The 25319-nt window shown below is 47.5% G+C and carries 22 protein-coding genes and 1 pseudogene; 3 read left to right on the forward strand and 20 right to left on the reverse strand.

Annotated features, from left to right (window positions below; all coding sequences use genetic code 11):
• Nucleotides 1–9: 9 nt before the first annotated feature.
• From Selli1_RS13350 to Selli1_RS13370, 5 genes are all read right to left on the reverse strand, one after another.
• A complete protein-coding gene (locus Selli1_RS13350) occupies nt 10–636 on the reverse strand; it encodes a hypothetical protein (protein ID WP_281873391.1) in 627 nt (208 codons plus the stop codon).
• On the reverse strand, nt 569–1852 hold the full coding sequence (locus tag Selli1_RS13355) for an ABC transporter permease (protein WP_281873393.1): 1284 nt from the start codon (nt 1850–1852) through the stop codon (nt 569–571). The genes Selli1_RS13350 and Selli1_RS13355 overlap by 68 nt, the downstream gene beginning before the upstream one ends.
• The gene (locus tag Selli1_RS13360) at nt 1833–2723 is read right to left on the reverse strand and encodes an ABC transporter ATP-binding protein (RefSeq protein ID WP_405595571.1); all 891 of its coding nucleotides are present in this window, start codon (nt 2721–2723) and stop codon (nt 1833–1835) included. Before Selli1_RS13360 ends, Selli1_RS13355 begins: the two co-directional genes overlap by 20 nt.
• 96 nt (nt 2724–2819) lie before the next feature.
• Entirely contained in the window at nt 2820–4025 is a 1206-nt protein-coding gene (locus tag Selli1_RS13365) for a HAMP domain-containing sensor histidine kinase (RefSeq protein ID WP_281873398.1), read from the reverse strand.
• A complete protein-coding gene (locus Selli1_RS13370; RefSeq protein WP_281873400.1) occupies nt 4013–4684 on the reverse strand; it encodes a response regulator transcription factor in 672 nt (223 codons plus the stop codon). The genes Selli1_RS13365 and Selli1_RS13370 overlap by 13 nt, the downstream gene beginning before the upstream one ends.
• Before the next feature lie 175 nt (nt 4685–4859).
• Between Selli1_RS13370 and pepT the strand changes: the two genes are divergently transcribed.
• Complete coding sequence (pepT, locus tag Selli1_RS13375) at nt 4860–6080, forward strand: peptidase T (protein WP_281873402.1); 1221 nt, start codon at nt 4860–4862, stop codon at nt 6078–6080.
• Nucleotides 6081–6152: 72 nt separating this feature from the next.
• Here the strand turns inward: pepT and Selli1_RS13380 are convergent, their stop codons facing one another.
• Nucleotides 6153–7010: a YitT family protein gene (locus Selli1_RS13380; RefSeq protein WP_087169263.1), complete on the reverse strand. Its 858-nt coding sequence runs from the start codon at nt 7008–7010 to the stop codon at nt 6153–6155.
• Nucleotides 7011–7204: 194 nt separating this feature from the next.
• Between Selli1_RS13380 and Selli1_RS13385 the strand changes: the two genes are divergently transcribed.
• Entirely contained in the window at nt 7205–8143 is a 939-nt protein-coding gene (locus Selli1_RS13385) for a D-2-hydroxyacid dehydrogenase (RefSeq protein WP_281873404.1), read from the forward strand.
• On the opposite strand, the gene Selli1_RS13390 is transcribed toward Selli1_RS13385, so the two are convergent.
• The 9 genes from Selli1_RS13390 to Selli1_RS13430 form a co-directional block, all read right to left on the reverse strand.
• Nucleotides 8118–8627, reverse strand: coding sequence for a signal peptidase II (locus Selli1_RS13390; protein WP_191427561.1), 510 nt, complete (start codon nt 8625–8627; stop codon nt 8118–8120). The genes Selli1_RS13385 and Selli1_RS13390 overlap by 26 nt on opposite strands.
• A gap of 6 nt (nt 8628–8633) precedes the next feature.
• On the reverse strand, nt 8634–8921 hold the full coding sequence (locus tag Selli1_RS13395) for a hypothetical protein (protein ID WP_281873407.1): 288 nt from the start codon (nt 8919–8921) through the stop codon (nt 8634–8636).
• A 14-nt stretch (nt 8922–8935) separates the two neighbouring features.
• Nucleotides 8936–10627 carry a S8 family peptidase gene (locus tag Selli1_RS13400; RefSeq protein WP_191434676.1) on the reverse strand — a complete coding sequence of 564 codons (1692 nt, stop codon included), beginning with the start codon at nt 10625–10627 and terminating at the stop codon, nt 8936–8938.
• Nucleotides 10628–10689: 62 nt separating this feature from the next.
• On the reverse strand, nt 10690–12162 hold the full coding sequence (clpX, locus tag Selli1_RS13405) for an ATP-dependent Clp protease ATP-binding subunit ClpX (RefSeq protein ID WP_087169258.1): 1473 nt from the start codon (nt 12160–12162) through the stop codon (nt 10690–10692).
• Nucleotides 12163–12262: 100 nt separating this feature from the next.
• Nucleotides 12263–12577 carry a thioredoxin gene (gene trxA / locus Selli1_RS13410; protein ID WP_087169257.1) on the reverse strand — a complete coding sequence of 105 codons (315 nt, stop codon included), beginning with the start codon at nt 12575–12577 and terminating at the stop codon, nt 12263–12265.
• Nucleotides 12578–12679: 102 nt separating this feature from the next.
• A complete protein-coding gene (locus Selli1_RS13415; protein ID WP_281873410.1) occupies nt 12680–13366 on the reverse strand; it encodes a Crp/Fnr family transcriptional regulator in 687 nt (228 codons plus the stop codon).
• Between the two features lie 2 nt (nt 13367–13368).
• Nucleotides 13369–15351, reverse strand: a complete 1983-nt coding sequence (gene ligA, locus Selli1_RS13420; protein ID WP_330677593.1) for an NAD-dependent DNA ligase LigA — start codon at nt 15349–15351, stop codon at nt 13369–13371.
• Nucleotides 15348–16157 carry a 23S rRNA pseudouridine(2604) synthase RluF gene (gene rluF, locus Selli1_RS13425; RefSeq protein ID WP_087169300.1) on the reverse strand — a complete coding sequence of 270 codons (810 nt, stop codon included), beginning with the start codon at nt 16155–16157 and terminating at the stop codon, nt 15348–15350. Before rluF ends, ligA begins: the two co-directional genes overlap by 4 nt.
• A gap of 38 nt (nt 16158–16195) precedes the next feature.
• Nucleotides 16196–17488, reverse strand: a complete 1293-nt coding sequence (locus tag Selli1_RS13430) for a M18 family aminopeptidase (protein ID WP_281873412.1) — start codon at nt 17486–17488, stop codon at nt 16196–16198.
• A gap of 160 nt (nt 17489–17648) precedes the next feature.
• Between Selli1_RS13430 and Selli1_RS13435 the strand changes: the two genes are divergently transcribed.
• Entirely contained in the window at nt 17649–18140 is a 492-nt protein-coding gene (locus Selli1_RS13435; RefSeq protein ID WP_087255524.1) for a DUF5721 family protein, read from the forward strand.
• Nucleotides 18141–18244: 104 nt separating this feature from the next.
• Here Selli1_RS13435 and htpG read toward each other — a convergent pair.
• The 5 genes and pseudogenes from htpG to Selli1_RS13460 all read right to left on the reverse strand — a co-directional run bounded on the left by htpG (nt 18245) and on the right by Selli1_RS13460 (nt 24984).
• Nucleotides 18245–20305 (reverse strand): annotated as a pseudogene (htpG, locus tag Selli1_RS18580) (molecular chaperone HtpG).
• Between the two features lie 334 nt (nt 20306–20639).
• Nucleotides 20640–21569, reverse strand: a complete 930-nt coding sequence (locus Selli1_RS13445) for an Rpn family recombination-promoting nuclease/putative transposase (protein ID WP_281873414.1) — start codon at nt 21567–21569, stop codon at nt 20640–20642.
• 645 nt (nt 21570–22214) lie between these two features.
• Nucleotides 22215–22505 carry a hypothetical protein gene (locus tag Selli1_RS13450; protein ID WP_281873416.1) on the reverse strand — a complete coding sequence of 97 codons (291 nt, stop codon included), beginning with the start codon at nt 22503–22505 and terminating at the stop codon, nt 22215–22217.
• A 17-nt stretch (nt 22506–22522) separates the two neighbouring features.
• A complete protein-coding gene (locus tag Selli1_RS13455; protein WP_281873418.1) occupies nt 22523–23437 on the reverse strand; it encodes an Rpn family recombination-promoting nuclease/putative transposase in 915 nt (304 codons plus the stop codon).
• A gap of 596 nt (nt 23438–24033) precedes the next feature.
• Nucleotides 24034–24984, reverse strand: a complete 951-nt coding sequence (locus Selli1_RS13460; RefSeq protein WP_162610227.1) for an Rpn family recombination-promoting nuclease/putative transposase — start codon at nt 24982–24984, stop codon at nt 24034–24036.
• Nucleotides 24985–25319 lie beyond the last annotated feature (335 nt).

The following is a 25319-nucleotide window of genomic DNA, read 5'->3' on the forward strand; positions in this document are numbered from 1 at the left end:
GCTTCTTTTTCAGGATCGTTCTTTATGAATACTTACCCACACTGCCATCAGGAGGCATATAAGGCCGGTCACAGCCAGATACCTTTTTTCTGTATAGCCTCCCGCCGACAAGGAAAACAAAAACCAGTTGCCCAGATATTTTTCTCCGGTCCCGAAAGCGAACAGATAATATGCAAGAGATGCCATATAACCGATGACCGGATTTCCGCTCAGAGCGTAAGCCGCGGCCCCCAGTCCTCCCAGGAAAATCATTCCGGAAAGCGCTGCCAGAAAGAATTTCCCTGCTGGAAAACTGCATCCGCCCTGTTTCAGCATCCACACAAAAGCCGTGGTCAGAAGCACCATCACAAGAGCGCTTAGTAGAATCCGGATCAGATAAATGCTTCCCATGGAAGTATATTTTGACCGGATCAGATCCCGGATGTCCGGATTCTGTTCCGGAAGGAAAATCGGAATCAAAAGAATCATGCCGGGCAGTACGGCATAAAAATCCAGAAGCTGTGCTGTCTCCACCTGACTTAAATTCTCGACTCCGACAATCAGGGGAGCCGCGCCAAACAGAACGGCACTAACGAGTGCCTGCTGCGGCAGATGATGCCGGATGTACTCTTTTCCGGCCGCGAGATATCGTTCCATTTCCCCATTTCCCCTTTCTTCTTGCCTCAAAAATCATGGCTGCCGCTGTCACAAGTGCCAGTGCCAGCACTACATAAAATCCCCGGTTCAATGCAAGCTGTGAAAACTGATCGTGGAATCCTGTGTAGTTAAACTCTGTATTGTGTCTTGGGATCAGGTTCATACCGTAGGCTCCTCCACCCATCGTATCGCTGCCTGCAAAAATCGAGAGAAACCACCAGGCTGCCTGCACGAGGACGCCCGCTGCCGTTCCCGTCAGTTCTGTCAGGAATATACCAAGCGCCGTCACCACAAGAATGGTCGGAAGAAGCCAGCCAAAACTGTACCGGAAAAAGGCGGTCAGATCCAGGGAAATTCCTTTTCCCTGCACGAATCCGGCGCATTCCGCCAGAGGATAGCATGACAGGAGAAGCACCGGTACAAACATGCACAGGCACAACGCCGCATACCTGCTGAACAGAATCGTAAAGGAGGAAGCCCTTCTTACATAGAGCAGTTCCTTCATCTGCGCCCGTTTATCCCGGATTTCTCTTGTCACGGCCACAAACACAGGAAGGACTGCCAGAATAATTCCCATATAGTCGCAGAACAGTCTTGCGTACCCTCCGGTCAGACCGTCTTTTTCCAGCAGATTGTTGTATTCTTCCAGGGCGTCTTCATAAGTCATTTCCACCATAGCATTCTGTCGGATTCCCTCCTCGGTAAAACCCGATCCCGGTCCCAGGATCTCACAGACCTTCTGCATATCTGTCAGAAACGTATCGTAGGCAAGCCCCTCCTTCGGTTCCAGTACAAAGTTTCCGCCCACCATCATGTAGCTTCCATCTTCCATCGCGACGGTCTGACTTTTCACCCACTCCTCGTAGCAGGTCTCAAGCTCTTCTGTCGAAAGGCCGGTTGTATCCTCGAGAATCGTTTCGATCTCCTGCTTCTCTCCATCACTCAAGGAGACATGCTTGTTAAATCCCACCGGTGCTGTTGTAAAGGTATCATTGAGATAAGATTCGGCAAGAAGTCCAAGTGTCCCCCTTATCTGGTCTTCCTTCTTGTCGGAAATCTTCAGTCCGTAGCTTTCCTGTTCAGGTTCCGGCTTCGACTCAAAGGTGATCGTCCCCATCTGGCTGAAGAAAAAAAGGGCGGCCCCCAGAACATACAGCCAGAAAATCAGGCTTCTCAACAGCATCCTGCACTCTTTTCTAAACAAGGTCCAGAACATGAGAAAATCCCTCCTTTTCCTGCATCAGATACATATACGCATCTTCCACACCCGGCTCGCAGGCCGAAGCTTCCACCTGCGGCTTCTGCTCCGAAAGGAAACGAACCATTACATTATTTCCCTGGGTCAGCATACTGGTCAGGACATAATTCTCCTTCATCTTTGCAAGATCCTTCCTGCTGATCTGTGCAGTGTAGACTTTTCCTTCCGTCATCCGCAGCAGATCCATCACCGTGCCGTTATAGTAGATTTCTCCTTCATCCATGATGGCAATCTGTTCGCAGGTGGCCTCAATATCCCCGACAATATGGGTAGAGAGAATCACAATCCTGTCCTCGGCAATTTCACAGAGAAGATTCCGGAACCGTACCCTTTCTTCCGGGTCAAGCCCCGCTGTCGGCTCATCTACAATCAGAACTTTCGGATCGTGCAGAATGGCCTGGGCAATTCCAAGCCGCCGCTTCATTCCTCCTGACAGAGCCCGGATTTTTGTCCGGTAATGCTCCTGAAGATTGACCTTCTCCAACAGAACCGGGATCCGCTCCTTCCGCACCTTTTTCGGCATTTTGGATAAGGCTCCGAGATAATCCATCGCTTCATAGACTCCCATGTTGGGATACATGGAAAACTCCTGCGGCAGATACCCTGTGATTCTGCGGATCCTGGCCGCCTCTTCCACCGGAATCCCGCACACGGTCACCTTTCCTCCCTGCTTTCCGATCAACGTGGCAAGCACCTTCATCAACGTTGTCTTCCCGGCCCCGTTTCTCCCAAGCAGGCCAAACATGCCGGAGGGAATCGTAAGTGTCACATTTTTCAGCGCATGCTTTTTCCCGTAATATTTTTCCAATCCTTCAATCCGGATTTCCATTTCATTTCTGCTCATCTGTCCACTTCCTTTCTTCTTGATATCCTTATCATACATGGGATTTCTCTACTTTCTCCCTAGATATCTGAAAGGATTTCTTTAGATTTTCCCCTGAATTTCAAAAGAAGCCGACACGACAGCCCCGGACTTCCATGCACTGTTTGCAAAGCTGATCTCTCCTCCGTGCTTTCTGCAAAGCAGATCCGACAGGCTAAGCCCGATCCCGAAATGCTCCTCTTTTAGTCCCTCACTGAAATACAGATCCGACGCATTTTCCAGTGCTTCCACGGAAAATCCCGGTCCATCATCGGATACAAACAGATAGAAAAATGCCCCTTCGACCTTTGTTTCAATCTCCACCTGACTTTTTGCATACCGGATTGCATTGGAGAGCAGGTTGTCGAGTACTTCCATCACAATATCCTCGTCCAGAATCAGCTCTCCCCCGGAGCAGTCATGCAGGTAAACAATCTTTACTTCTTTTGCCACATTCAGTGCATCCACCATGCCCTGAATCCGCATCTCCAGTTCCTGTTTTCTTTTCCCTGCCGGTGCAAATGGAATTTCATCTACCGACCGCAAAGACTTCATGGTTCCGCTGAACCGTTCCAGCCGTTCCGCCTGTTCCGAAAGAAGACGCAGGGTGTCCTTTAATTTTTCCTGGCTGATAGTCCCCTTAGGCAGATACCGGACAAGGAAATCCGAATACCCCCGGATCACGGTCAGCGGGGTACGCAGATCATGGGCAAAGGCAGCATTCAGCTTTTTCTGCTCTTCTACCAGATTCCACATCTCTTTCTGATTTTCCTCCAGATTTTGCCGCATCTCTTCAAAGGAAACGCAAAGCTTTCCCATCTCATCCTCACTCTCATAAGCAACTGTAAAATCCAGCTCCTTTTTTCCTACCTTCTCTACGGCATCCTCGAGAATCCCAAACGGCTTTTGAAGTCTCTTCCGGTAAAACAGGGATCCTGCCGCCAGCATCGTCAGCACCGTATAGACATACGGACACCATCGTACCATCTCCTGGAGCAGAATCAGTATCGTTTCCTCCCTGTCGGTAATCCCGGCCGCTGACTGTTTATAATAAAAGAAAAGAGCCTCTCTTGTATAGGCCCGGTCCATGTTCACATTCTGCCGCTCCGCTAAAATTTCCGTCCATTTTTCACAGATCCGTATGGTAGCGCTGCTCATCAGGAATGCAATCACCGCAGCGATACACAAATAAGAAAGCAATGCCTTCTTCACCGGAAGATTCCGGATACAGCTCCGGAACTGTTCCATCTTTTCATCTATCCAATCCATTTATAGCCCACTCCCCAGACTGTCTCAATATAATCCTGTTTCGTTTTCTCCGCAATCTTTCCCCTGAGTCTGCGGATATGCTCCATCACAATGCTGCTGTCACCGTTTCCTTCCATTCCCCGGACCGCTTCGTAAATCTGTTCCTTGCTGAATACCTGCCTTGGATGCATGGAAAGAAATGCCAGAATGTCAAACTCGGTTCTTGTCAGACGAATCTCCTCCCCGTTGCAGCGGACACTCCGCTCATCGTACCGGATGGCAAGGCCCTGATTCTGCGCCTCCTCTTTCTCCTGCCGCCCCCGCTTTTCCCGTCGCAGGTGGGCCATTACTCTGGCACCCAGTTCATCGATGGAAAACGGTTTGGTTATATAATCATCTCCTCCGGACAGCAGCCCGTTGATCCGGTCCTGCTCTTCAATCTTTGCCGTTAAAAAGACAATCGGACAGCGTACTGTTTCCCGGATTTTCTGGCACACCGTCATTCCGTCCATATCCGGAAGATTAATATCCAGAAGGATCAGATCCGGCTGCTCCCCGGCACACCGGACCGCCTCCCGTCCGTTTTCGGCCGTCCGTATTTCATATCCCATCATTTCAAAATAATCTTTTAAAAGCATCCGGATTCCCGGTTCATCATCTACAATCAAAAGTCGTTCCATTTTCTTTTCCTCTTCTTTTCCATATCATTTCAGCGTTATTATACTACATCTTTCCCTATTTTTTCCCTACAATTCTCCCTCCAAAGTGTCCTTCCGGATTTTCGGGACTTGTACATCCTGTAAAAAATGCTATAATGGGATATAGGAAAATTTACAATAAAGGAGAGGAATTCCAATGAAAGCTTATGAAAGATTACTAAAATACGTCGTTGTCAGGACACCAAGCGATGAGAACAGCGAAACTGTTCCATCTTCCAAATGCCAGTTTGATCTCGCGAACATTCTGGTAGACGAACTGAAAGAGCTGGGCGTGGAGGCTCATGTGGACGATCAGTGCTATGTATACGGAAAGATCCCGGCAACTCCGGGCTACGAGAACTGCCCGAAGATGGGATTCATCGCTCACATGGACACGGTTTCCGATTTCTGCGACCATGACATCGTTCCGGTGATCCATGAAAACTATGACGGCGGAGACGTTGTGCTTGGCGACAGCGGCCGTGTACTGGAAGTCAGCGCCTTCCCTCATCTTCCGGAACTGAAAGGCCGTACTCTGATCACAACAGACGGCACGACAGTACTCGGAGCAGATGACAAGGCCGGCATTGCCGAGATCATGACCATGATCGAACGCATCAAAGAGGAAAACATTCCTCATGGAGCGATCCGTGTTGCTTTCACACCGGACGAAGAGATCGGAACCGGCGCTTCCCACTTCAATGTAGAGGAATTCGACGCGGACTTCGGCTACACTCTGGACGGAGACGGCGAAGGGGAAATCCAGTACGAAAACTTCAACGCATGCAAAGCAGACTTTGAAATCACAGGCTTTGCCGTTCATCCGGGATCCAGCAAGGATACAATGATCAATGCAAGCCTTGTTGCCATGGAAATCAACAACATGCTTCCGGGCTGCGAGACACCTCGTGGAACTGAAGGATATGAAGGATTCTACCATCTTGTTTCCATGAGCGGAGATGTAGGAAATGCGGAACTCCACTACTTCCTCAGAGATCATGACGCTTCCATGTTTGAAGCACGCCAGCAGACACTTCGTCTGATCGAAAAAGACCTGAACGAAAAATGGGGCGAAGGCACAGTAAAACTGACGATCACACAGCAGTACAAGAACATGTCCACCATTATCAAGGACTGCATGCACCTCATTGAGAATGCGAAAACTGCCTGTGAACGTGCCAATGTTCCGGCTCAGATTCTTCCGATCCGCGGCGGCACAGACGGATGCCAGTTAAGCTTCAAAGGACTTCCTTGCCCGAACCTTGGTACCGGCGGACACGCATACCACGGACCATATGAACATATCACAGTAGAGGGAATGGATCTTGCAACCGATGTAGTAGTCGAAATCGTAAAGCTTTACGCAGAACAGAAATAAAAGATACGAAAAAAAACGGCAGAGACCTGAATGATCTCTGCCGTTTCTGTTTTCTCCTACATGTCCCGGGCTTTAGTGGGCTTTGAATCCCTCTCCAAGCACCTCGTTGGACTCCACGATGATGATAAATGCCTTCGGGTCAATCTCCTTTACAACCTTACGGATTCCGTACATTTCTTTATTGTTGCATGCACAGAGTACAACATCTCTCTGAATATGGGAATAGCTTCCCTCTGCCTTTAAGAACGTGCTTCCCCGTCCGACTTCTTCGTCGATCCGTGCCGCCACTTCTACCGGAAAGTCTGTCACAATCAGAGACATCTTTCCGGAATCAATTCCGTACATTACCTTGTCCACAACCGCTGAGAGAATAAAGCTGATCATCATACCGTAGATCAGGCTGTCAATATCTTTCGAAACAAGAATTGTTCCAATAAGAACAACAATCGCTTCCAGCGCAAATGAAATCTTTCCAAGAGACAGATGCGGATTCAACGCTTTAATAGAAAGCATGATGAAATCCGATCCTCCTGTAGATGTATTTCTCATGTAGATCAGGGCATAGCCCAGACCGGAGAAAATACCCGTACAGATTGCTGCCAGCATCCGGTCTCCGGTATATACCGGGAACATCGGCGCAACAACGTCCATGATCACGGACGTAATGATGATCGTCCGGATGGAGCGGATAAAAAAGTCTTTTCCGAGGATCCGGAAGCACGCAATGGCAACCGGGATATTCAGAAGCATCGCAACCGTACCGATCGGCAGTCCAAACAAATGATAGAAAATCAAAGCAATTCCGTTAAATCCTACCATTGGGAATTTCGCCATGGCGGCAAAGTTGTATGTTCCAATTGCAATCAGAATTCCCCCGACAATATCAATCAGTATGTCAATTCCAAGTTTCTTCGTATCCAGTTTCTTCATGTTGGATTCTCCTTTCCGCAGTTTTACTCTCTTTTTTCCAAAAAAATAACATCTGCAAACTATTAGTATAATTCGCAAATGCTCTTCTGAGGATTAGTATACTATTTCTTCTGATTTATTGTCAACCCCTTTTCTTTACTTTTCCGTTCGTTCTGTCTATAATGAAAAAAAAGAAATAATAAGGAGGCTCTTTCATGAAACTTGTATTTCTGGATGCCAAAACCATCGGCTCAGATATCGATCTGTCCGCTTTTGAAGACTTTGGCGAAGTGATCTATCACGACTTCACGACACCTTCGGAAGCATCTACACGGACTCAGGACGCTGATGTTCTGATTGTCAATAAAACACCCGTCAACGAAACAACCATCGGGAACGCTTCCCATTTAAAGCTGGTCTGCGTCACCGCCACTGGTACCAATAATCTGGATAAAGACTATCTGGAACGCCGTGGGATAGCCTGGCGCAATGTGGCCGGCTATTCTACCGAATCCGTTGCGCAGCACACCTTTGCCATGCTCTTTTACCTGCTGGAAAAGCTCCGCTATTACGATGACTATGTCAAGGAAGGCAGCTATATCAACGACCGGATCTTCACCCATTTTGCCGAGCACTTTCATGAACTTTGCTCCATGCGCTTCGGCATCATCGGACTTGGAAACATCGGCCGCCGGGTAGCTGATATTGCCTCCTGTTTTGGTGCGGACGTTGTATACTATTCTACCTCAGGCAGCCCGGAGCAGGAAGGCTATCATCAGGTGGACTTTGACACTTTATTATCCACCTCCGATATTATTTCCATTCACGCCCCTCTGAATTCAAATACGGAAGGGCTGATCAATGCAAAAGCTCTCGAAAAGATGAAATCATCCGCCATCCTGCTGAACCTCGGACGGGGACCGATCGTTGTGGAGCAGGATCTGGCGGACGCATTAAAAAAGGGGACCATCGCCGCGGCCGGTCTTGACGTACTTTGTCAGGAACCGATGTCAGCTGACAATCCCCTCTTTGATATCAGAGACAGTAAAAAACTTCTGATCACACCTCATGTTGCCTGGGCGGCGGTGGAATCCCGCACCCGGCTGATGGAAATTATTCATGGTCAGATTAAAGAGTTTTTCTCTGCTTCTTAACCTCTTTCCGGATTTCTTTTGTGACTGATCTGGCGGCCTGGGCGGCTGCAAGAACGGCAGCCCCGGCCATCAGGCAGAAATCTCCGATATTAAACGTAATCTTTCGTATCTGCGGATCCGCCGCCGCAAATCCGATGTAATCCACCACATAGCCTCTCCTGAAACGGTCGTATAGATTACTCAGCGCCCCGGCAAGCATCAAGGATGTCCCTGCAAATTTCCATGTTCCTTTTTTAGAAAAAAACAGCTTCACATGGTAACAAAGCAGCAGGATTCCGGCAAGAAGGGATCCTCCCTTTACAATCCGGTCCTCTCCGCTTAACACATTCAGGGCAAATCCATGATTGTGTACCTTGCGGATCAGCACTTTCCCTCCGAAAAGCTCTTTTTCTTTCTCTCCGTCGGCTTTTTGTTCCGTACGGTACTTACAGAAGAGATCTGCACCCAGAAGAATGGCCGCAAATCCCGTTATCCATTTTTTCATCCGCATTTATTCTCCTTTGATCCGGTCGATCTCCTTTTTCAGGTCTTCGATCTGCTCCTGTCTTTTCTCAATCGCTTCACAGAACTCAATGCATGACTCATCTGTCACCTCATTCTCCTGAAACTTCTCATAAACGGACTTGCCGATGTCAATATAGTCCCGCTCATTGGCACGTTCCAGAGTACGGATCCGGCTTTTCAGCTTTTCCGTATCCAGGATCTCATTGGTCTTTTTTCCTACAATATCTGCAGTCTCTGAAATTCTCTTCCCAAGTTCGCTAAAAAAATCATCCATTGTTTCTTCCTCCTTTATAACTGCCGTATCTCTTCAAAGGTGTGGTAAAGGTCCATCGTACCATAGCCCCACTGCCGGTTCGGATATTCGTTTCCAGGAATCCTTCTTGTACCAAGAATAAGAATATTCCTCACCTGAGCCGAGGATGCCTGAGACTTCTGATCCTGTATAATCCACTGCAAGAGAAGCGCCGCGCTTCCGGCCGCAATAGCGCTCGCCGCGCTGGAACCGGACCTCTCCGTAAAGGTTCCTCCCGGAACAGCCCCTGTCACATTAACGCCCGGAACGGCAAATTCCGGCTTGATCATCCTGTTTCTAGTATAGCCCCTGCCGGACTGAACCGCAACCGAATTTTCTTCCCAGTTATAAAAGGAAGCGGTAATAGCTGACGGTGTGCTACCCGGCTCCAGAATCGTCTCGTCCGGGCTCGACCTCAGAAAATAGACTTCTCCCGTCAGAAAATCCGAAACCGGAAGCCAGATATGAAAAAGCCCGTCGATACTCTGCAGAGGTTCCAGACCGATTTTCCAGATTCCTTCTGCCGGATTGATAAATCTCAGAATAATCAGTTCCGAATTCGTCCGCTCTACCAGGAGACGGTAGTCTATAATAACCGTTGTCTGTTCCAGAAGAAAACGGTATTCATTTCTACTGTTCTGACGGATCGGAACTTTCTGAATCTGCTCCCCGGACGGGGAGTATAATGAGACTGCCAGAACATCCGGAATGTCTGTCCAGATTTCCGCCTGAAATCCCCGTACTCCCGGCCCGATCCGAAGTTCCACCATCTCCCTTTCCTTCTGTCCGCTGGTCTCTCCCTGATAATGATGCCGCTTATCTGCCTCATTTCCTGTTCCTGTCACAACTACGCGGTTTTTCTGACCGGCATAGAATTCCAGTTCCTCACATACCGGCGCCGTCCCGTTATGCCCTCCAAGACTGCCCCCCAGGGGCACGCAGAGTACAAGCGGCCGGTCATATTTCAGCGCCAGCCGGTTTAAATAGTAAAGTCCGGCAAGCATATCATTCTCCTGATAGGCCAAGGCCCCTTCCCGGATAAAATAATACTCCCGCAGATACTGTTTTGCGGGTTTCAGCTTCACCATGGCAATCATCGCCTCCGGCGCAGCCCCCACGAACTGGTTCTCCACATTGGCGCTTCCTGCTGCCACGCTTGCCGTAAAGGTTCCATGCCCGTCCTCATCTTTTGTCGGCACAAAAGCAAACGGATCTTCCTGCTGCAGTGCCTTGTTAATATCTTCTCTTGTATAGGCACTTCCATAGCAGAATCCTTCCGGCGGATTGCCGTCCTGAATGGTCTGGTCCCAGATCCCCAGAATCCGGGTGGATCCGTCCAGACTTCGGAACACCGGATTTGTATAATCGATCCCGGTATCCAGAAATCCGATCAGCATCCCCTGCCCTTTCAGCTCCAGTCCCGGATAATTCTGTACTGTCGTAATCCCGGCAGCATTTAAGGCCCCCATATCGAGCGGCGTGAAACACTTTGGAATGGAATAATAAGGAATATCATTTTCCGGAAAACGCTCTGCCTCAGAGCGCGGCAGATACACATTCTGATACAAAGTTCCTGCCGGCTGTGTCAGATAGGTTCCTTCCCTGAGTAAAGAAAAAAAACGGTCTGTGAACATAAAGTCCCGATATTCTTCCGACAAAACCGCTTCCCTGCACTGTTCTACATCCATCAAAAAACCTGCATATACTTTTTGTAAGTATATGCAGGTCCCATATTACTTATTTCATTTTTCTAAAGACCGGACTCCTGTACCGGATTATTCTCAAGCAGCGGAGGCACTTCCTGGCCCCTGAGCCGGATCACCGGTCCGCCTGTTCCCTCTATGTAGTCCCTTGTGATAATCACTTCGCCGATGCTGTCATCCTTTGGAATCTCATACATGATATCCAGCATGAACTCCTCAATGATGGCACGCAGCGCTCTGGCCCCGGTATCTTTCTCCATCGCCTTCTCCGCAATAGCGTACAGCGCGTCATCCTCAAATTCCAGACGCACCTCATCCAAAGCAAGGAGCTTCTGATACTGTTTGAGGATCGCGTTTCTAGGCTCTTTTAAGATCTTGACGAACATATCCCGATCCAGGCTCTGCAATGTGCAGATCACCGGGAGACGTCCCAGAAATTCCGGAATCATTCCGAAGTTTCGCAGATCCTCCACCGTCACCTTTGACAGCAGATTTTTGTCGTTGTCATATTTGTCCTTCAGATCTGCAATAAAGCCGATGGAGGAGTGCTTATTGAGCCGCTCTTTGATAATCTGCTCAAGCCCCGGAAAGGCTCCGCCGCAGATAAAGAGGATGTTTCTCGTATTGACCGTAGTCAGAGGTACCATCGCATTCTTGCTGTTGGCTCCTACCGGAACCTCCACATCGCTTCCTTCCAGAAGCTTGAGCATTCCCTGCTGTACGGATTCGCCGCTGACGTCTCTCTGATTTGTATTTTTCTTCTTGGCAATCTTGTCGATCTCATCTACGAAGATAATTCCCCGCTCCGCCTTCTCTACATCATTATCGGCTGCCGCCAGAAGCTTCGATACAAGGCTTTCGATGTCATCACCGATATATCCGGCCTCTGTAAGGGAAGTCGCATCCGTGATGGCAAGCGGTACATCCAGAAGCCTTGCCAGTGTCTTGACAAGGTATGTCTTACCGGAACCGGTCGGTCCAAGCATCAGAATGTTGGACTTTTCGATCTCGATGTCATCCATCGTATCGGTCACCACTCTCTTGTAGTGGTTGTAAACCGCTACGGAGATGATCTTCTTCGCCTGCTCCTGACCGATCACATAATCATCCAGCTTTGCCTTGATCTTGTGCGGCGCCGGAATATTGTGAAGATCCAGCTCCGGCTTTTCTTCTTTCTTCTCTTTTTTCTTCTTTACCTTCTGCTGCTTCGGCATCATGTTTTCCAGATCCTGCATATTCAGAATCTGAACACCCGGCATCCGCATCAACTGGTTTAAGTCGATCTGTCCGTTATTCATCATATCAAAGCTCTTCTGCATACAATCCGGACAGACATACAGATTATTCGGAAGCTCTATCATCTTTCCCGTAATGCTTTCCGGGCGGTGGCAGATAGAGCAGAGTTTTTCATATTCGCTGTCATCTTTTGACGTATCTTCTACAACGCCTTTGACAGTCTCTTCGAGTTTCTGGTCATCTGTGTTCACTTCGTCGATCGTTGTATTCTTTTCATCTGACATTTGCTAAAACCCCTTCTATACTGATTTTATAGAATTTTATAGAAGATATTATAGCCCAGATGTCCCGTTCGGACAAGTAAAGTTTTTCTAAACTGATGCTTTACTCTTCCACCCACGCCTTTAATTCGTCCTCCATCAGGACTCCGGAATGGCGTTTTACGGATTCGCCGTTCTGGAACAGCATGACTGTCGGAATGCTCAGGATCCGGAACTGCTTTGCAAGCTCTCTGTTTTCATCCACATTGATCTTTCCGACTTTTACCGCGTCCGTCTTCTCTGCGTAGGAATGGATGATCGGGATAAAGGTCTGGCATGGTCCGCACCATTCTGCCCAGAAATCAATTAATACCGGTTTCTCGGATTTTAATACTTCCGCTTCAAAATTTTCCTGTGTGATTGTCATTACTTCTGCCATCTATTATTCCTCCTGTGAATTGTTGTTTTCCTTGTTTCTGTCTCCTATTATACGCAATTTCCCACCTGTTTCCGTAACAAAGTCACAAAGCCGGCCGCTTTTTTATCGAAGACTCTCCTCCGCCAGCACATAAAGGCGGTCCCGGTCCAGGATCCGGACCTTTCCTCTGGAAAGAAGCACAAGCCCCTCCTGCTGGAAATACCGCAGCATCCTTGTGACCACTTCCCGCGCCGTTCCAAGCTCTCTCGCCGCCCGGTCGTGGGTGAGGGAAAATTCCTCCTCCCCGGTATTCTGGGCTTCCTCGATGAGCAGTGCTGCCAGACGCTTGTCCACACTCTTCCCAAGGATCTGCTCCATCGTCCACATGACGTCGGAAAACCGCTCCGCCATCAGGTCGTTTGTATATTTCATGACCGGAAGAGACGTATCCATCAGCTCCTGATAGACAACCGGAGGAATGACCCAGTAGGTCGTTTCCTCCCGCGCCTCCATCCAGATCTCAAAATCAATGTTCCGGAAAATACAGCTTGCCGCCAGAAGGCACATATCCCGCTCAAACATCCGGTATACCGTGATCTCCTTTCCTTCCTCCGAGACCACATAGGCTCTTAGCTGCCCGCTCTTTACAATCAGAAATCCCAGGCAGTCACCACTTCCCCGGTGGACAATTTCGCCTTTTCCGGCTGTTTTTTGCACTGCCTCCGAACGGATCTTCGCCTTCTGGGACTCAGTCAGGCTCTCCCAGAAGGGCAGGTACGCTTCTATTTCATTTTCTGCATGATTTCCCATTTTTATCCCTCGTTTTTCAGCATATCCAGAAAATCTTCCTCCGAAAGGATCGGAATTCCGAGCTCTTTCGCCTTCCGGTTTTTGGAGGAAGTGGATTCGGTGTCATTGTTGATCAGGTAGTTTGTTTTGGATGTTACAGAACCTGTCACCTTACCGCCCCGTTTCTCAATCTCTTCCTTGACTTCGTTTCTGTTTTTAAAATGTGTAACCGATCCGGTAATGACAAAATTGATTCCGGCAAAGCTCTGCTGCTCCTGCCGCTCTTCCTTTTGCAGATGAAGTTCCTTTAACAGATTTTCATACCGGGCTCTCTTTTCCGGATCCTGAAAATACTCTGTAAATGTTCCAGCAATAACATCCCCGATTCCCTGAATCCGGCTCAATGCCTCCCGGTCTGCATCGGCAATCTTTTCCGGATCGTCATCAAACTGTCTGCAAATCAGTTTTGCCGTGGCCGCCCCCACGTTTTCAATACCAAGGGCGTAGATCAGCCTGGAAAGTGTCGTCTCTCTGGACGCTTCAATGCTGTCCAGCAGATTCTGGCAGGACTTTTCTCCGAAACCGTCCATCTCCTGAATCTCCTCCCGGTGTTCATCCAGGTGGTAGATATCCGCAAACTCATGGATGAATCCCTTTCCGATCAGCTTTTCCATGGTCGCCTCAGAAAGCCCGTCAATATTCATGGCATCCCGGCTGACAAAAAGGGTGAATGCCTTGATCTGTTTTGCCTGACACTGCGGATTCGTACAGTAGAGCGCTTTCGCATTCAGGATCTGCCGGACCTCAGTCTTCCCGCTGCACACCGGACACGTTTCCGGAATGTCCCGTACTCCGCTTCTGGTCAGATTTTCCGCGATCTGCGGGATAATCATATTGGCCTTGTACACCTGAATCCGGTCCCCGACGCCCAGCTCCAGTTCCTCCATAATGCTGATATTGTGGACGCTGGCTCTGGAAACGGTCGTTCCCTCCAGCTCTACCGGATCGAAAATAGCCACCGGATTAATCAGCCCTGTCCTGGACGGACTCCACTCGATCTCCCGAAGCGTCGTCTCCCGGATTTCATCCGCCCATTTAAAAGCGAAGGAATCCCGGGGGAATTTGGCAGTACTTCCTAAAGACTGGCCGTAAGCAATGTCGTCATACAGAAGCACCAGCCCGTCGGACGGCACTTCATTTTTCTGAATCTGATCAGCAAACCAGGCCACTTCTTCCTCGATCGTGCCTGCATTTACCATATGATATTCTACAGTCTCAAAGCCCTGTTCTTTTAACCACTCCATCTGGCGTTTTCTGGAGTTCTCAAAGTCTACGCCATCCGCCCGCACAAGGGAAAAGGCATAAAAGCGGACATTTCGCTTTGCCGTGATCTCATTATTCAGCTGCCGCACGGAACCGCTGCAAAGATTCCGCGGATTTTTGTATTTCGCATCCACATCCTCGATTTCCTCGTTGATCCGTTCAAAATCATCATAACGGATCACCGCCTCGCCACGGAGAATCAGTTCTCCCTGATAAGGAATCTTTAACGGAATGTTTTTGAACACCCGGGCATTGTTGGTAACAACCTCCCCGATTTCTCCGTTTCCTCTGGTGACCGCCTTAAAAAGCGCCCCGTCCCGGTAGGTCAGGACAATCGTAAGCCCGTCCATTTTCCAGGAAAGCAGGGCAGTCTGGTTTCCCAGAAATTCTTTTAGACGGCCCACCTCCTTGGTCTTGTCCAAAGAGAGCATCGGACGCTCGTGCCGTTCTTTTGGAAGCTCGCTGACCACCTCGTATCCGACATGCACCGTCGGGCTTGCCGCAAGGGTCGTCTGGAGCTCCTCCTCCAGCGAAAGCAGTTCGTCATAAAGCCTGTCATACTCAAAGTTGCTCATGATCTCCCGCGCTTCCTGATAGTAGGCGCGTCCTGCCTGATTCAACAGATCGACAAGCTCGGTCATCCTCTGCTTCTTTTCTTCTATGCTTCCCTGTATTTTTGTCATGGTTTCTGTCTCCTGTTCTCTTTTCTTTCCCGGTTCTTCCGGTCACGCTCCGGCATGTTGGAAGAGTGTTCCAGCATCCGGTCCAGACTTGCAAGCTCCTGCTCTGTAAGAGGCCGGTACTGCCCCGGCTTTAAATCTCCAAGGCGGATCTGCATGATCCGCACACGCTTCAGCGTCACGACCTTATAGCCGAGTGCCTCGCACATCCGGCGGATCTGCCGGTTCAGTCCCTGTGTCAGGACAATCCGAAAGGTCTTTTTCCCCTCTTTCTTTACCTGACATGGTCTTGTCACCGTATCAAGAATCGGAACTCCACGGGCCATATGCTGCAGGAATTCCTCTGTCACCGGTTTGTCCACCGTAACAAGATATTCCTTTTCATGATAATTGCCTGCCCGCATCATCTTATTGATAATATCCCCGTTATTTGTCATCAGAAGAAGTCCCTCAGAATCCTTGTCAAGCCTGCCTGCGTACGTGATTCTGGTCGGATAATTGAGAAAGCGGATAATATTGTCCGGCTCCCGCTTCTCTTCCGTACAGACAATTCCCCTTGGCTTGTTGACCGCAAGGACAATCATTTCCTCCTCCGGTTTCACCAGTTTCTGGTCTACCCGGACTTCCTGTCCCGGCGTGATCTTCATACCTGTTTCGGCCTTTTTTCCGTCCACGGTCACCCGGCCGGCTTCAATCAGACGGTCCGCCTCCCGGCGGGAGCAGACCCCTGCTTCGCTCAAAAATTTATTCAGACGTAAGGCTTCTCTTTTGGAACGTTCCTGAAACTGTCGTTCGATCTGGCTGTTCAAAATCCTGTTTTCTCCCCTTTTCTCTTTCTCATCTTCCATTATTCCGCTGAAAAGAAAGTGCGGATAAAGGAAGTCAGCGCTTTCATATCTTTCTTTCCCATCAGTTCCCTGCTGGAATGCATGGCAAGAAGCGGCACGCCGATATCGATGGTCCGCACCGGTACCAGGGCGGACGCAATCGCTCCCAGTGTTCCGCCGCCGGTTCCGTCCGAACGGTTTACAAATTTCTGGTACGGAATCTTTTCTTCCTCGCAGAGTGCCTGTACAACGGCAATCGCTTCGCTGTCCGTAGCGTAGCTCTGGGAAGAAGCTTCCTTGATACAGAATCCCCCGTTCAGCACCGGATGATTCGTCGGATCCGCCTTTTCCTGATAATTCGGATGTACACCGTGGGCTACATCCACAGAAAGCAGCATCGTATCCTCCAGCATTCTCAGAAGATCCATCCGGTCCCATCCAAGAGCGGTCACAATTCTCTCCAGAAGCAGAAGAAGCAGCGTCGATCCGGCTCCCTGCTTGGTGCTGCTTCCGATCTCCTCATGGTCGAACACGATTCCAAGATTGATGCCGCCCGTTCTTTCGCCGTCCCAGAGACCTTCCAGAATCGCAAGCACTCCGGTCAGGTCGTCCAGTCTCGGTCCGGATACAAATTCCTCTTCAAATCCAATCAGCTCTCCCGGATCCGCATTGTAGATATTCATCTCATATTCCAGAATATCCTCCTCCGCTACATCCAGCTTTTTCGCAAGGTATTTCTTAAAAAATCCCTTCTCTTCCACTCCGGTTCCCATGGCTGCAAGCGGGAGCATCTGGGTCTGACGGTTTAATTCTCTTCCTTTATTCATCTCACGATCCAGATGAATAGCAATATTCGGAATCGTCAGAACCGGTTTTTCAAAATCTACCAGCCGCATTTCCGGATGAAAGGCATCTTTCCCGCGGACTGCCACACGTCCCGCTGCTGAAAGCGGACGGTCCAGCCAGCTCGCCAGATTCACCCCTCCATAAGGCTCCGTATTCAGCCTGATATACGCTTCTGCCTTCATATCCGGATCCGGCTTGATCCGAAATCCCGGGAAATCACCGTGAGCTGCCGCCATCCGGATCTCCTGCTCCTTCTTTGCATCCTTTCCGATGGTAAATGCAAAGAGCGCGGATCCATGGTGAACCAGGTAGTATTTTCCGCCCGGATTCAGGCTCCATTCCTCTTTCCAGGAAAGCGGGGAAAATCCCTTCTCCTCCAGCAGCTTTCCCGCCGCCTCCACCGTATGGAACGGGGAAACCGCTTCCTTTGTAAATGTAAGCAAGCGTTCTATTTCATTCATCGTCATCTGACCTCCTGATCTCATTTTGCGCTACCTCTATCTTACTTACAACAAGACAAAAAGTCAACGCCGGGAGAACTTCCAAACAAGTCTATATCTTTTTTACAACGATTCTGGTATACTGGTACAAGGAAATTAAGAAACTACAAACCATGGAGGCTTACGAATGGTCAGCTATATCATGAATACAAAAAACTGCATGTCCGTCCTTCTGTTGTCCAGCCGCTTCGACAATTTCTCCTTCATCAGCGGAGAAATCACGACCTACTGCACCTTCCAGATCGACGGAACCTACCACCCGGAATTTTATCCGGACAACGAAAATGAAAGCCCTGAGCCTTACGTCCGCTGGAAACAGGTAAGAGAATACTGCTTCTCCCTCATCAAAGGAAAACAGACGCCATTACGCTTCCACTTCATTCTCTCCCTCGCTCCGGACCAGATCGAGTCCCTCCTCCAAAACGAAGGACTCCCATACCAAACCAGCGACATCAAAGGACTGTATCTGAACTTCCGCTTCGACGGCACCAGACTCACATGCACCACTGGAACATCCTTCCACACATTTGTACTTGACAAAAGCCTGGAACATACATGGGACAGCATGGTAACCAAAATATTCACACAAAAAGGACTGGAATTCGAAGAAAATCGGTAGAAAACACCACAAACGCAAAAGTTGTACGGTACAGATTGCAATACAGATTTTTCAAAGGGGACGTGTTCCGATGCATCGGAACACGTCCCCTTTGAATAAAAAAGTTATTTTGTGAGCATCATCATGATGTCGTTGCTTCGTTTGATGAATGCTGTCATTTCTTCCGGGTTGAGTGGTTTGTTTGACAGCATTGCCAGGTCGTAGAGCTGCTGGCAGATGAGGTTGATATTTTCGTTGTCTTTGTTGTTTTCGATGTACTGTACCAGTGGATGGTTGATGTTCAGTACGAGTGTGGTGTCGGTTCCGAACATGGAGGCGTCCATACCGCCCATGCCATACATCTTCATCATTTCCTGCATTCTTCTGGACTCTTCGGAGAGGGTCATCATGGATGCAACGCTCTCGTCTTTGAGTTTTTCGACTTTGACGTTTAAGTTTTCGTTGTTCATCGCTTTTTTCACGATACCGGCAATTTCTTCTGCGCGTTTGTCGAATGTTTCTTTTTCTTCTGCGCTCACTTCTTCTTTGAACTGATCTGTGACATCAGCGTCAATTCTCTGGAAGTGGATGTGTGGATTTCTCTGCTCTAACTGTGTGATGAACGGAGAGTCGATATTGTGGGAGAGGATGACCGCATCCATGCCCTGGCTCTTGAACATGTTGATGTACTGGCTCTGCTGCTGTTCATCTGTCACGTAGTAGATAGTCTTCTTCTCCGGCTCTTTCTTCTCGTCTGCTGTTCCTGCTTTCTGATCTTCTGTCTTTTCTTCTTCGGTTTCTTCCGGTGCTTCGCCGATCAGGTCTTTCATGGACAGATACTTGTGATCCAGGTTCTTGAAGAGGATGGAATCCATCATCTTATCGCAGAATTTCTGGTCTTTGAGGCATCCGAATTATACGAACGGACTGATATCGTCCCAGTATTTCTCGTAATTTTCCAGATCTGTGTTGCACATTCCTGTCAGTTTGTCAGCGACTTTCTTGGAAATGTAGTCAGCCACTTTATTTACAAATCCGTCGTTCTGAAGAGCGCTTCGTGATACGTTCAGCGGAAGATCCGGACAGTCAATCACACCTTTTAAGAGCATCAGGTATTCCGGAATGATCTCTTTGATATTGTCCGCAATAAATACCTGATTGTTGTACAGCTTAATTGTTCCTTCAATGGAATCGTACTCGGTGTTAATCTTCGGGAAGTACAGGATTCCTTTCAGGTTGAACGGGTAGTCCATATTCAGATGGATCCAGAATAATGGTTCTTTGTAATCCAGGAATACTTTTCTGTAAAACTCGATGTAGTCTTCTTTGCTGCATTCGTTTGGATGTTTTGCCCACAGCGGGTGAATGTCATTGATCGGAACCGGGCGTTTCTCTATTTTGACTTTCTCTTTAGCCGGAGAAACTTCTACCATTTCTTTTTCGCCGTTTTCATTCTCGCGCTCTTCCATCTTTGCATCTTCATGGATGTGCTCTACTACGACGTCGGTATCTTTCAGTTCGCTCTCATCGATGGTCTCATACTCGGTCGGTGCATTGGCCTTTTCGAGATAAATCTCAACCGGCATGAAAGAGCAGTATTTCTCAAGTACTTCTCTTGCACGGTATTCGTTTGCAAACTGTAAACTGTCCTCATTTAAGAACAAAGTAATCTCGGTACCTACGCCTTCCTTATTGCCTGGCTGCATCTCATACTCTGTGCCGCCTTCGCTTACCCAGTGAACGGATTCAGCTCCTTCTTTATAGGAAAGAGTATCGATATGCACTTCATCCGCTACCATGAACGCAGAGTAAAATCCAAGTCCAAAGTGGCCGATCATATCGTCTTCTGTCGTCTTATCTTTATATTTCTCAAGGAACTCGGTTGCACCGGAAAATGCGATCTGGGTGATGTATTCTTCTACCTCATCTGCTGTCATACCGATACCGTTATCGATGAATTTCAGTGTCTTCTCTTCCGGATTGACCACAACGTGAATCTCCGGCTTGTAATCCTCCGGCAGGCTGTATTCGCCCATCATATCCAGCTTTCTCAGCTTTGTAATAGCATCGCATCCGTTTGAAATCATCTCACGGAAGAAAATGTCATGGTCTGAATACACCCACTTCTTTATAATAGGAAAAATATTTTCACTGCTGATGGAAAGACTTCCTTTTTTTACTGACATGATAATCACTCCTTCATCATATATCGTGCCGGCGGTGCACTCCTTCTCATGGCACTTTCAGCTCCGCCGGCATATCTTCTTTTCACATCTAACAGTAATCTTAATACTCGGATCTGAAAAAGTCAATAGAAAATTAGCACTCTTTCCAAAAGAGTGCTGATAATCTATCCTTTTTCACTTTTTCATGCTGTTTTTCTACCCGCACACTACTGCATAGCCGGGATATCCCAGAGATTCAAAGACGTTCCGATCTGCATTTCCCGCGCTGCGTCATAACAGTCACATGCCCACGCAACATCTTCTACCGGAAGACCGCCTTCCGCAAAAATGTATATTATTCCTCTTTGCTTTCCACAAGCTTTTGGAACTCTTCTACTGGCATTTTTGCCTCTTCTGCCGCCTCTTCCAACGTCAGACGGTTCTTTCGGTAAAGCTGAATCAGCATCGACTGCTCTCCCTGAGTAATTCCACGCTCGAAGCCCTGCTCCATGCCCCGCTGGAAGCCCCTATTCCGGGCTCCCTCCATATTGGATCTGTAATCCAGGATCGCTTTCTCCCTGGCCTCATACTGTAAACGCTTCTTCTCATCCAGGCTCATCTTTACTAAATCCTCGTATGCTCCTTCCAGATATTCATTTCCCTTTGCCACTTCTTTCAGCTCCTCTTTATTCTGCCCTCGAAAGAAACGCATCCACTCCATCACATCTTCCGGTCCGCTGGCCTTTTTTTGAAGTTTCGGAAGCTCCAGAATCTGAATCTCCAACTTATCTGTATACTTCTTCCCTGCCATTTCATCCCAGAAATGGACCGTCCGGTAACAGAAATCATCATCTGGAAACCGTTCAAAGTTCAGTACGCTGACCTGAATACACTTCTTCAGGATGCGATAGCTTTCCCCTGCTTTGATCTGTCCTGCATACATTTTGCTCAGGTAAAATATCAGGCGTTCATCCCAGTATTCCACATAAAACACCTGCATTTCGATATCTATCTGCATTCCATCAGCCAGGCATACATGCACATCCAGAATTCCCTGCTTTTCCTCTTCTGCTTCTTTGGGAAGCTCGTTTTCCAACAGGATCGTCTCATCAATTTCTTCCGGCTTAACCTGCAAAAGCACTGCAATAAATCCCTTTCTCGTCTTCGGATTTCTCATCAGTTCTTTGAAGCACCAGTCCACGGAAGGTTTCATGATAAAATCTTCGTTTCGGGCAGTTTGTCTTCTCTTATTCTGTGTCTTTCTTTTTCTTTTGTTGTTTCTCATAATTCGATCCTTTCCCGGCTTCTCATCCACTGGAAAAGGATGTTTCTGTCTGCTGTAAGTGTAGCACATTTTCTTCATTGGAAAAAGTGGTTTGCCTGAGAAAGGAATATAGAAATGTAAGAAGCCATCCGATTACCGACCAATGTGTCTGCCGTATATAAATGTAGTGTTTGAAAATTTCGGCGAATGCCTTAGAAATACGAAAAGCGAGTGCGTTTCAGATATGAATAGAGTAACATATCAATAACGAAAAGGCAAGAAACCAGAGGCCACTATTACAACCAAGTATCGAGAAATCCTTCGCCAGAAAAGCTTAGGATTTAGTAAACGGAACATCGCACATAGCTGCGGCGTATCCCGTAACACAGTTGCCAAGGTCGTCAAACGGACGGCGGAAATGAATCTTTCCTGGCAAGTGAATCATAAGATGATCAACAACTCACTTGGGGAAATGCTTTTCCCCAAGTGAAAATCATCAACCAATAAAAGACTACCTGATGATAAAGTTATGATCTTACAGGACACGCTGTCAAGTTCTCCGTTCGATGATCCAAAAATAGAACCTCTTTGCCAGGGAACAGTACAGTGCTCTGTTATTTTTCACATATTCTTTCTCTATATAGGAATATATAGATTGAAATACCTTCATATTTTATTTTTGATTCGGGGATGAACCTTGTACCTGTTTGTGAGCAAAACTTCCATAATAGAATTCTGCATCTCCAGAGATAAATCAGTATAATACCATGCCATCGAATGGTGCTCATTATCATACAATTCTAAAAATGGCTTATAAAAGGTATCATTAATTTCCTTTCTTCCTTCCCGATAGTCCTCTCTATAACTTGTATATCTTCCAAGAAAAAATGTAAGGAGAGCCGTCATCATCGTAAGAACCGCTTCATTCTCCGTAACCCAATGCATTAACGCTTTCAATATCTTTTCCCCACACCTTATTCCATAGAATGTTCTGCCAATTCCACAAGCTTGCGAAACTCTTCTACTGTCATGTTTGCTTCTTCTGCAGCCTCCTCCAACGTCAGACGATTCTTCTGATAGAGCTGAATCAACATGACCTGACCACCCTGTATCATGCCTCGCTGAAAGCCCCTCTTCCTGGCTCCCTCCATGTTGGAACGATAGTCCAGGATCGCTTTCTCCCTGGCCTCATACTGTAAACGCTTCTTCTCATCCAGGCTCATCTTTACTAAATCCTCGTATGCTCCTTCCAGATATTCATTTCCCTTTGCCACTTCTTTCAGCTCCTCTTTATTCTGCCCTCGAAAAAAACGCATCCACTCCATCACATCTTCCGGTCCGCTGGCCTTTTTCTGAAGTTTCGGAAGCTCCAGGATCTGAATCTCCAGCTTATCTGTATACTTCTTCCCTGCCATTTCATCCCAGAAATGGACCGTCCGGTAACAAAAATCATCATCTGGAAATCGTTCAAAGTTCAGTACGCTGACCTGAATACACTTTTTCAGAATGCTATAGCTTTCCCCTGCTTTGATCTGTCCTGCATACATTTTGCTCAGGTAAAATATCAGGCGTTCATCCCAGTATTCCACATAAAACACCTGCATTTCGATATCTATCTGCATTCCATCAGCCAGGCATACATGCACATCCAGAATTCCCTGCTTTTCCTCTTCTGCTTCTTTGGGAAGCTCATTTTCCAACAGGATCGTCTCATCAATTTCTTCCGGCTTAACCTGCAAAAGCACTGCAATAAATCCCTTTCTCGTCTTCGGATTTCTCATCAGTTCTTTGAAGCACCAGTCCACGGAAGGTTTCATGATAAAATCTTCGTTTCGGGCAGTTTGTCTTCTCTTATTCTGTGTCTTTCTTTTTCTTTTGTTGTTTCTCATAATTCGATCCTTTCCCGGCTTCTCATCCACTGGAAAAGGATGTTTCTGTCTGTTGTAAGTGTAGCACATTTTCTCCATTGGAAAAAGTGGTTTAGGGAATAAATGATCCTGATAGAAAAGCGAAAAAGAAACTGTCCGATTGCCAGCCATTAGATCTGCCGTATACAATAATAAGATTTGAATAATTCGGCGAATGCCTTAGAAATACGAAAAGCGAATGCTTTTCAGATATAGATAGAGTAACATATCAATAACGAAAAGACAAGAAACCAGAGTCCACTATTACAACCAAATATCGAGAAATCCTTCGCCAGAAAAGCTTAGGATTCAGTAAACGGAACATCGCACATAGCTGCGGAGTATCCCGTAACACAGTTGCCAAGGTCGTCAAACGGACGGCGGAAATGAATTTTTCCTGACCACTGAATCATGGCATGATCAACAGCTCACTCGGGGAAATGCCTTTCCCCAAGGTAAAATCAGCAACCAATAGAAGGCTGCCTAATGAAATGTAAGGAGAGCCGTCATCATCGTATGAACCGCTTCATTCTCCGTGATCCAATGCATGAACTCTTTCAACCTCTTTTTCCCACACCTTATTCCATAGAATGTTCTTCCAATTCTGCAAGCTTCCGGAACTCTTCCACCGTCATTTTCGCCTCTTCTGCCGCTTCTTCCAACGTCAGACGGTTCTTCCGGTAGAGACGAATCAGTGTAGACTGCTCTCCCTGTGTCATGCCACGCTCAATCCCCTGTGTGATTCCACGCTTCACGCCCCGCTGAAAGCCTCTTTTCTCGGCTCCCTCCATGTTGGACCTATAGTCAAGGATCGCTTTCTCCCTGGCCTCATACTGTAAACGCTTCTTCTCATCCAGGCTCATCTTCACTAAATCTTCGTATGCTCCTTCCAGATATTCATTTCCCTTTGCCACTTCTTTCAGCTCCTCTTTATTCTGCCCTCGAAAGAAACGCATCCACTCCATCACATCTTCCGGTCCGCTGGCCTTTTTCTGAAGTTTCGGAAGCTCCAGGATCTGAATCTCCAGCTTATCTGTATACTTCTTCCCTGCCATTTCATCCCAGAAATGGACCGTCCGGTAACAAAAATCATCATCTGGAAATCGTTCAAAATTCAGGACGCTGACCTGAATACACTTCTTCAGGATGCGATAGCTTTCCCCTGCTTTGATCTGTCCTGCATACATTTTGCTCAGGTAAAATAGCAGGCGTTCGTCCCAGTATTCCACATAAAACACCTGCATTTCGATATCTATCTGCACTCCATCAGCCAGGCATACATGCACATCCAGAATTCCCTGCTTTTCCTCTTCTGCTTCTTTGGGAAGCTCATTTTCCAACAGGATCGTTTCATCAATTTCTTCCGGCTTAACCTGCAAAAGCACTGCAATAAATCCCTTTCTCGTCTTAGGATTTCTCATCAGCTCTTTGAAACACCAGTCCACGGAAGGCTTCATGATAAAATCTTCGTTTCGGGCAGTTTGTCTTTTCTTATTTTGTGTCTTTCTTTTTCTTTTGATTTTTCTCATAATTCGATCCTTTCCCGGCTTCTCATCCGCTGGAAAAGGATGTTTCTGTCTGCTGTAAGTGTAGCACATTTTCTCCATTAGAAAAAGTAGTTTGCCTGAGAAAGGAATATAGAAATGTAAGAAGCCAGCCGATTGCCGGCCAATGTGTCTGCCGTATATAAATGTAGTAGTGTTTGAAAATTTCGGCGAATGCCGTTGAAACTGGAAAAGCGAATGCTTTTCAGATATGGACAAGGTAGCATACAAGCATGGAAAAGGCAAGAAAAATATGCTTTTTTCTTATATTTTCTGATTTTATCTCTTTTATAACTCAGCCCTTTTAAGTCTTTTCTGCT

It is taken from the genome of Sellimonas catena (genome assembly GCF_027924685.1).
GTDB classification, from domain to species: Bacteria; Bacillota; Clostridia; order Lachnospirales; family Lachnospiraceae; genus Sellimonas; species Sellimonas catena.

What these genes read in the sequence shown, in the direction of transcription:
- ligA (WP_330677593.1), bottom strand. Translation starts at nt 15,351, where the DNA reads ATGACAAAAATACAGGGAAGCATAGAAGAAAAGAAGCAGAGGATGACC.
- Selli1_RS13415 (WP_281873410.1), bottom strand. Translation starts at nt 13,366, where the DNA reads ATGGGAAATCATGCAGAAAATGAAATAGAAGCGTACCTGCCCTTCTGG.
- Selli1_RS13390 (WP_191427561.1), bottom strand. Translation starts at nt 8,627, where the DNA reads ATGAAAAAATGGATAACGGGATTTGCGGCCATTCTTCTGGGTGCAGAT.
- Selli1_RS13395 (WP_281873407.1), bottom strand. Translation starts at nt 8,921, where the DNA reads ATGGATGATTTTTTTAGCGAACTTGGGAAGAGAATTTCAGAGACTGCA.
- trxA (WP_087169257.1), bottom strand. Translation starts at nt 12,577, where the DNA reads ATGGCAGAAGTAATGACAATCACACAGGAAAATTTTGAAGCGGAAGTA.
- Selli1_RS13400 (WP_191434676.1), bottom strand. Translation starts at nt 10,627, where the DNA reads ATGGATGTAGAACAGTGCAGGGAAGCGGTTTTGTCGGAAGAATATCGG.
- Selli1_RS13355 (WP_281873393.1), bottom strand. Translation starts at nt 1,852, where the DNA reads ATGTTCTGGACCTTGTTTAGAAAAGAGTGCAGGATGCTGTTGAGAAGC.
- Selli1_RS13445 (WP_281873414.1), bottom strand. Translation starts at nt 21,569, where the DNA reads ATGAGAAACAACAAAAGAAAAAGAAAGACACAGAATAAGAGAAGACAA.
- Selli1_RS13370 (WP_281873400.1), bottom strand. Translation starts at nt 4,684, where the DNA reads ATGGAACGACTTTTGATTGTAGATGATGAACCGGGAATCCGGATGCTT.
- Selli1_RS13435 (WP_087255524.1), top strand. Translation starts at nt 17,649, where the DNA reads ATGGTCAGCTATATCATGAATACAAAAAACTGCATGTCCGTCCTTCTG.
- Selli1_RS13385 (WP_281873404.1), top strand. Translation starts at nt 7,205, where the DNA reads ATGAAACTTGTATTTCTGGATGCCAAAACCATCGGCTCAGATATCGAT.
- Selli1_RS13430 (WP_281873412.1), bottom strand. Translation starts at nt 17,488, where the DNA reads ATGACGATGAATGAAATAGAACGCTTGCTTACATTTACAAAGGAAGCG.
- Selli1_RS13455 (WP_281873418.1), bottom strand. Translation starts at nt 23,437, where the DNA reads ATGAGAAACAACAAAAGAAAAAGAAAGACACAGAATAAGAGAAGACAA.
- clpX (WP_087169258.1), bottom strand. Translation starts at nt 12,162, where the DNA reads ATGTCAGATGAAAAGAATACAACGATCGACGAAGTGAACACAGATGAC.
- pepT (WP_281873402.1), top strand. Translation starts at nt 4,860, where the DNA reads ATGAAAGCTTATGAAAGATTACTAAAATACGTCGTTGTCAGGACACCA.
- Selli1_RS13360 (WP_405595571.1), bottom strand. Translation starts at nt 2,723, where the DNA reads ATGGAAATCCGGATTGAAGGATTGGAAAAATATTACGGGAAAAAGCAT.
- Selli1_RS13380 (WP_087169263.1), bottom strand. Translation starts at nt 7,010, where the DNA reads ATGAAGAAACTGGATACGAAGAAACTTGGAATTGACATACTGATTGAT.
- Selli1_RS13350 (WP_281873391.1), bottom strand. Translation starts at nt 636, where the DNA reads ATGGAACGATATCTCGCGGCCGGAAAAGAGTACATCCGGCATCATCTG.
- Selli1_RS13460 (WP_162610227.1), bottom strand. Translation starts at nt 24,984, where the DNA reads ATGAGAAAAATCAAAAGAAAAAGAAAGACACAAAATAAGAAAAGACAA.
- Selli1_RS13365 (WP_281873398.1), bottom strand. Translation starts at nt 4,025, where the DNA reads ATGGATTGGATAGATGAAAAGATGGAACAGTTCCGGAGCTGTATCCGG.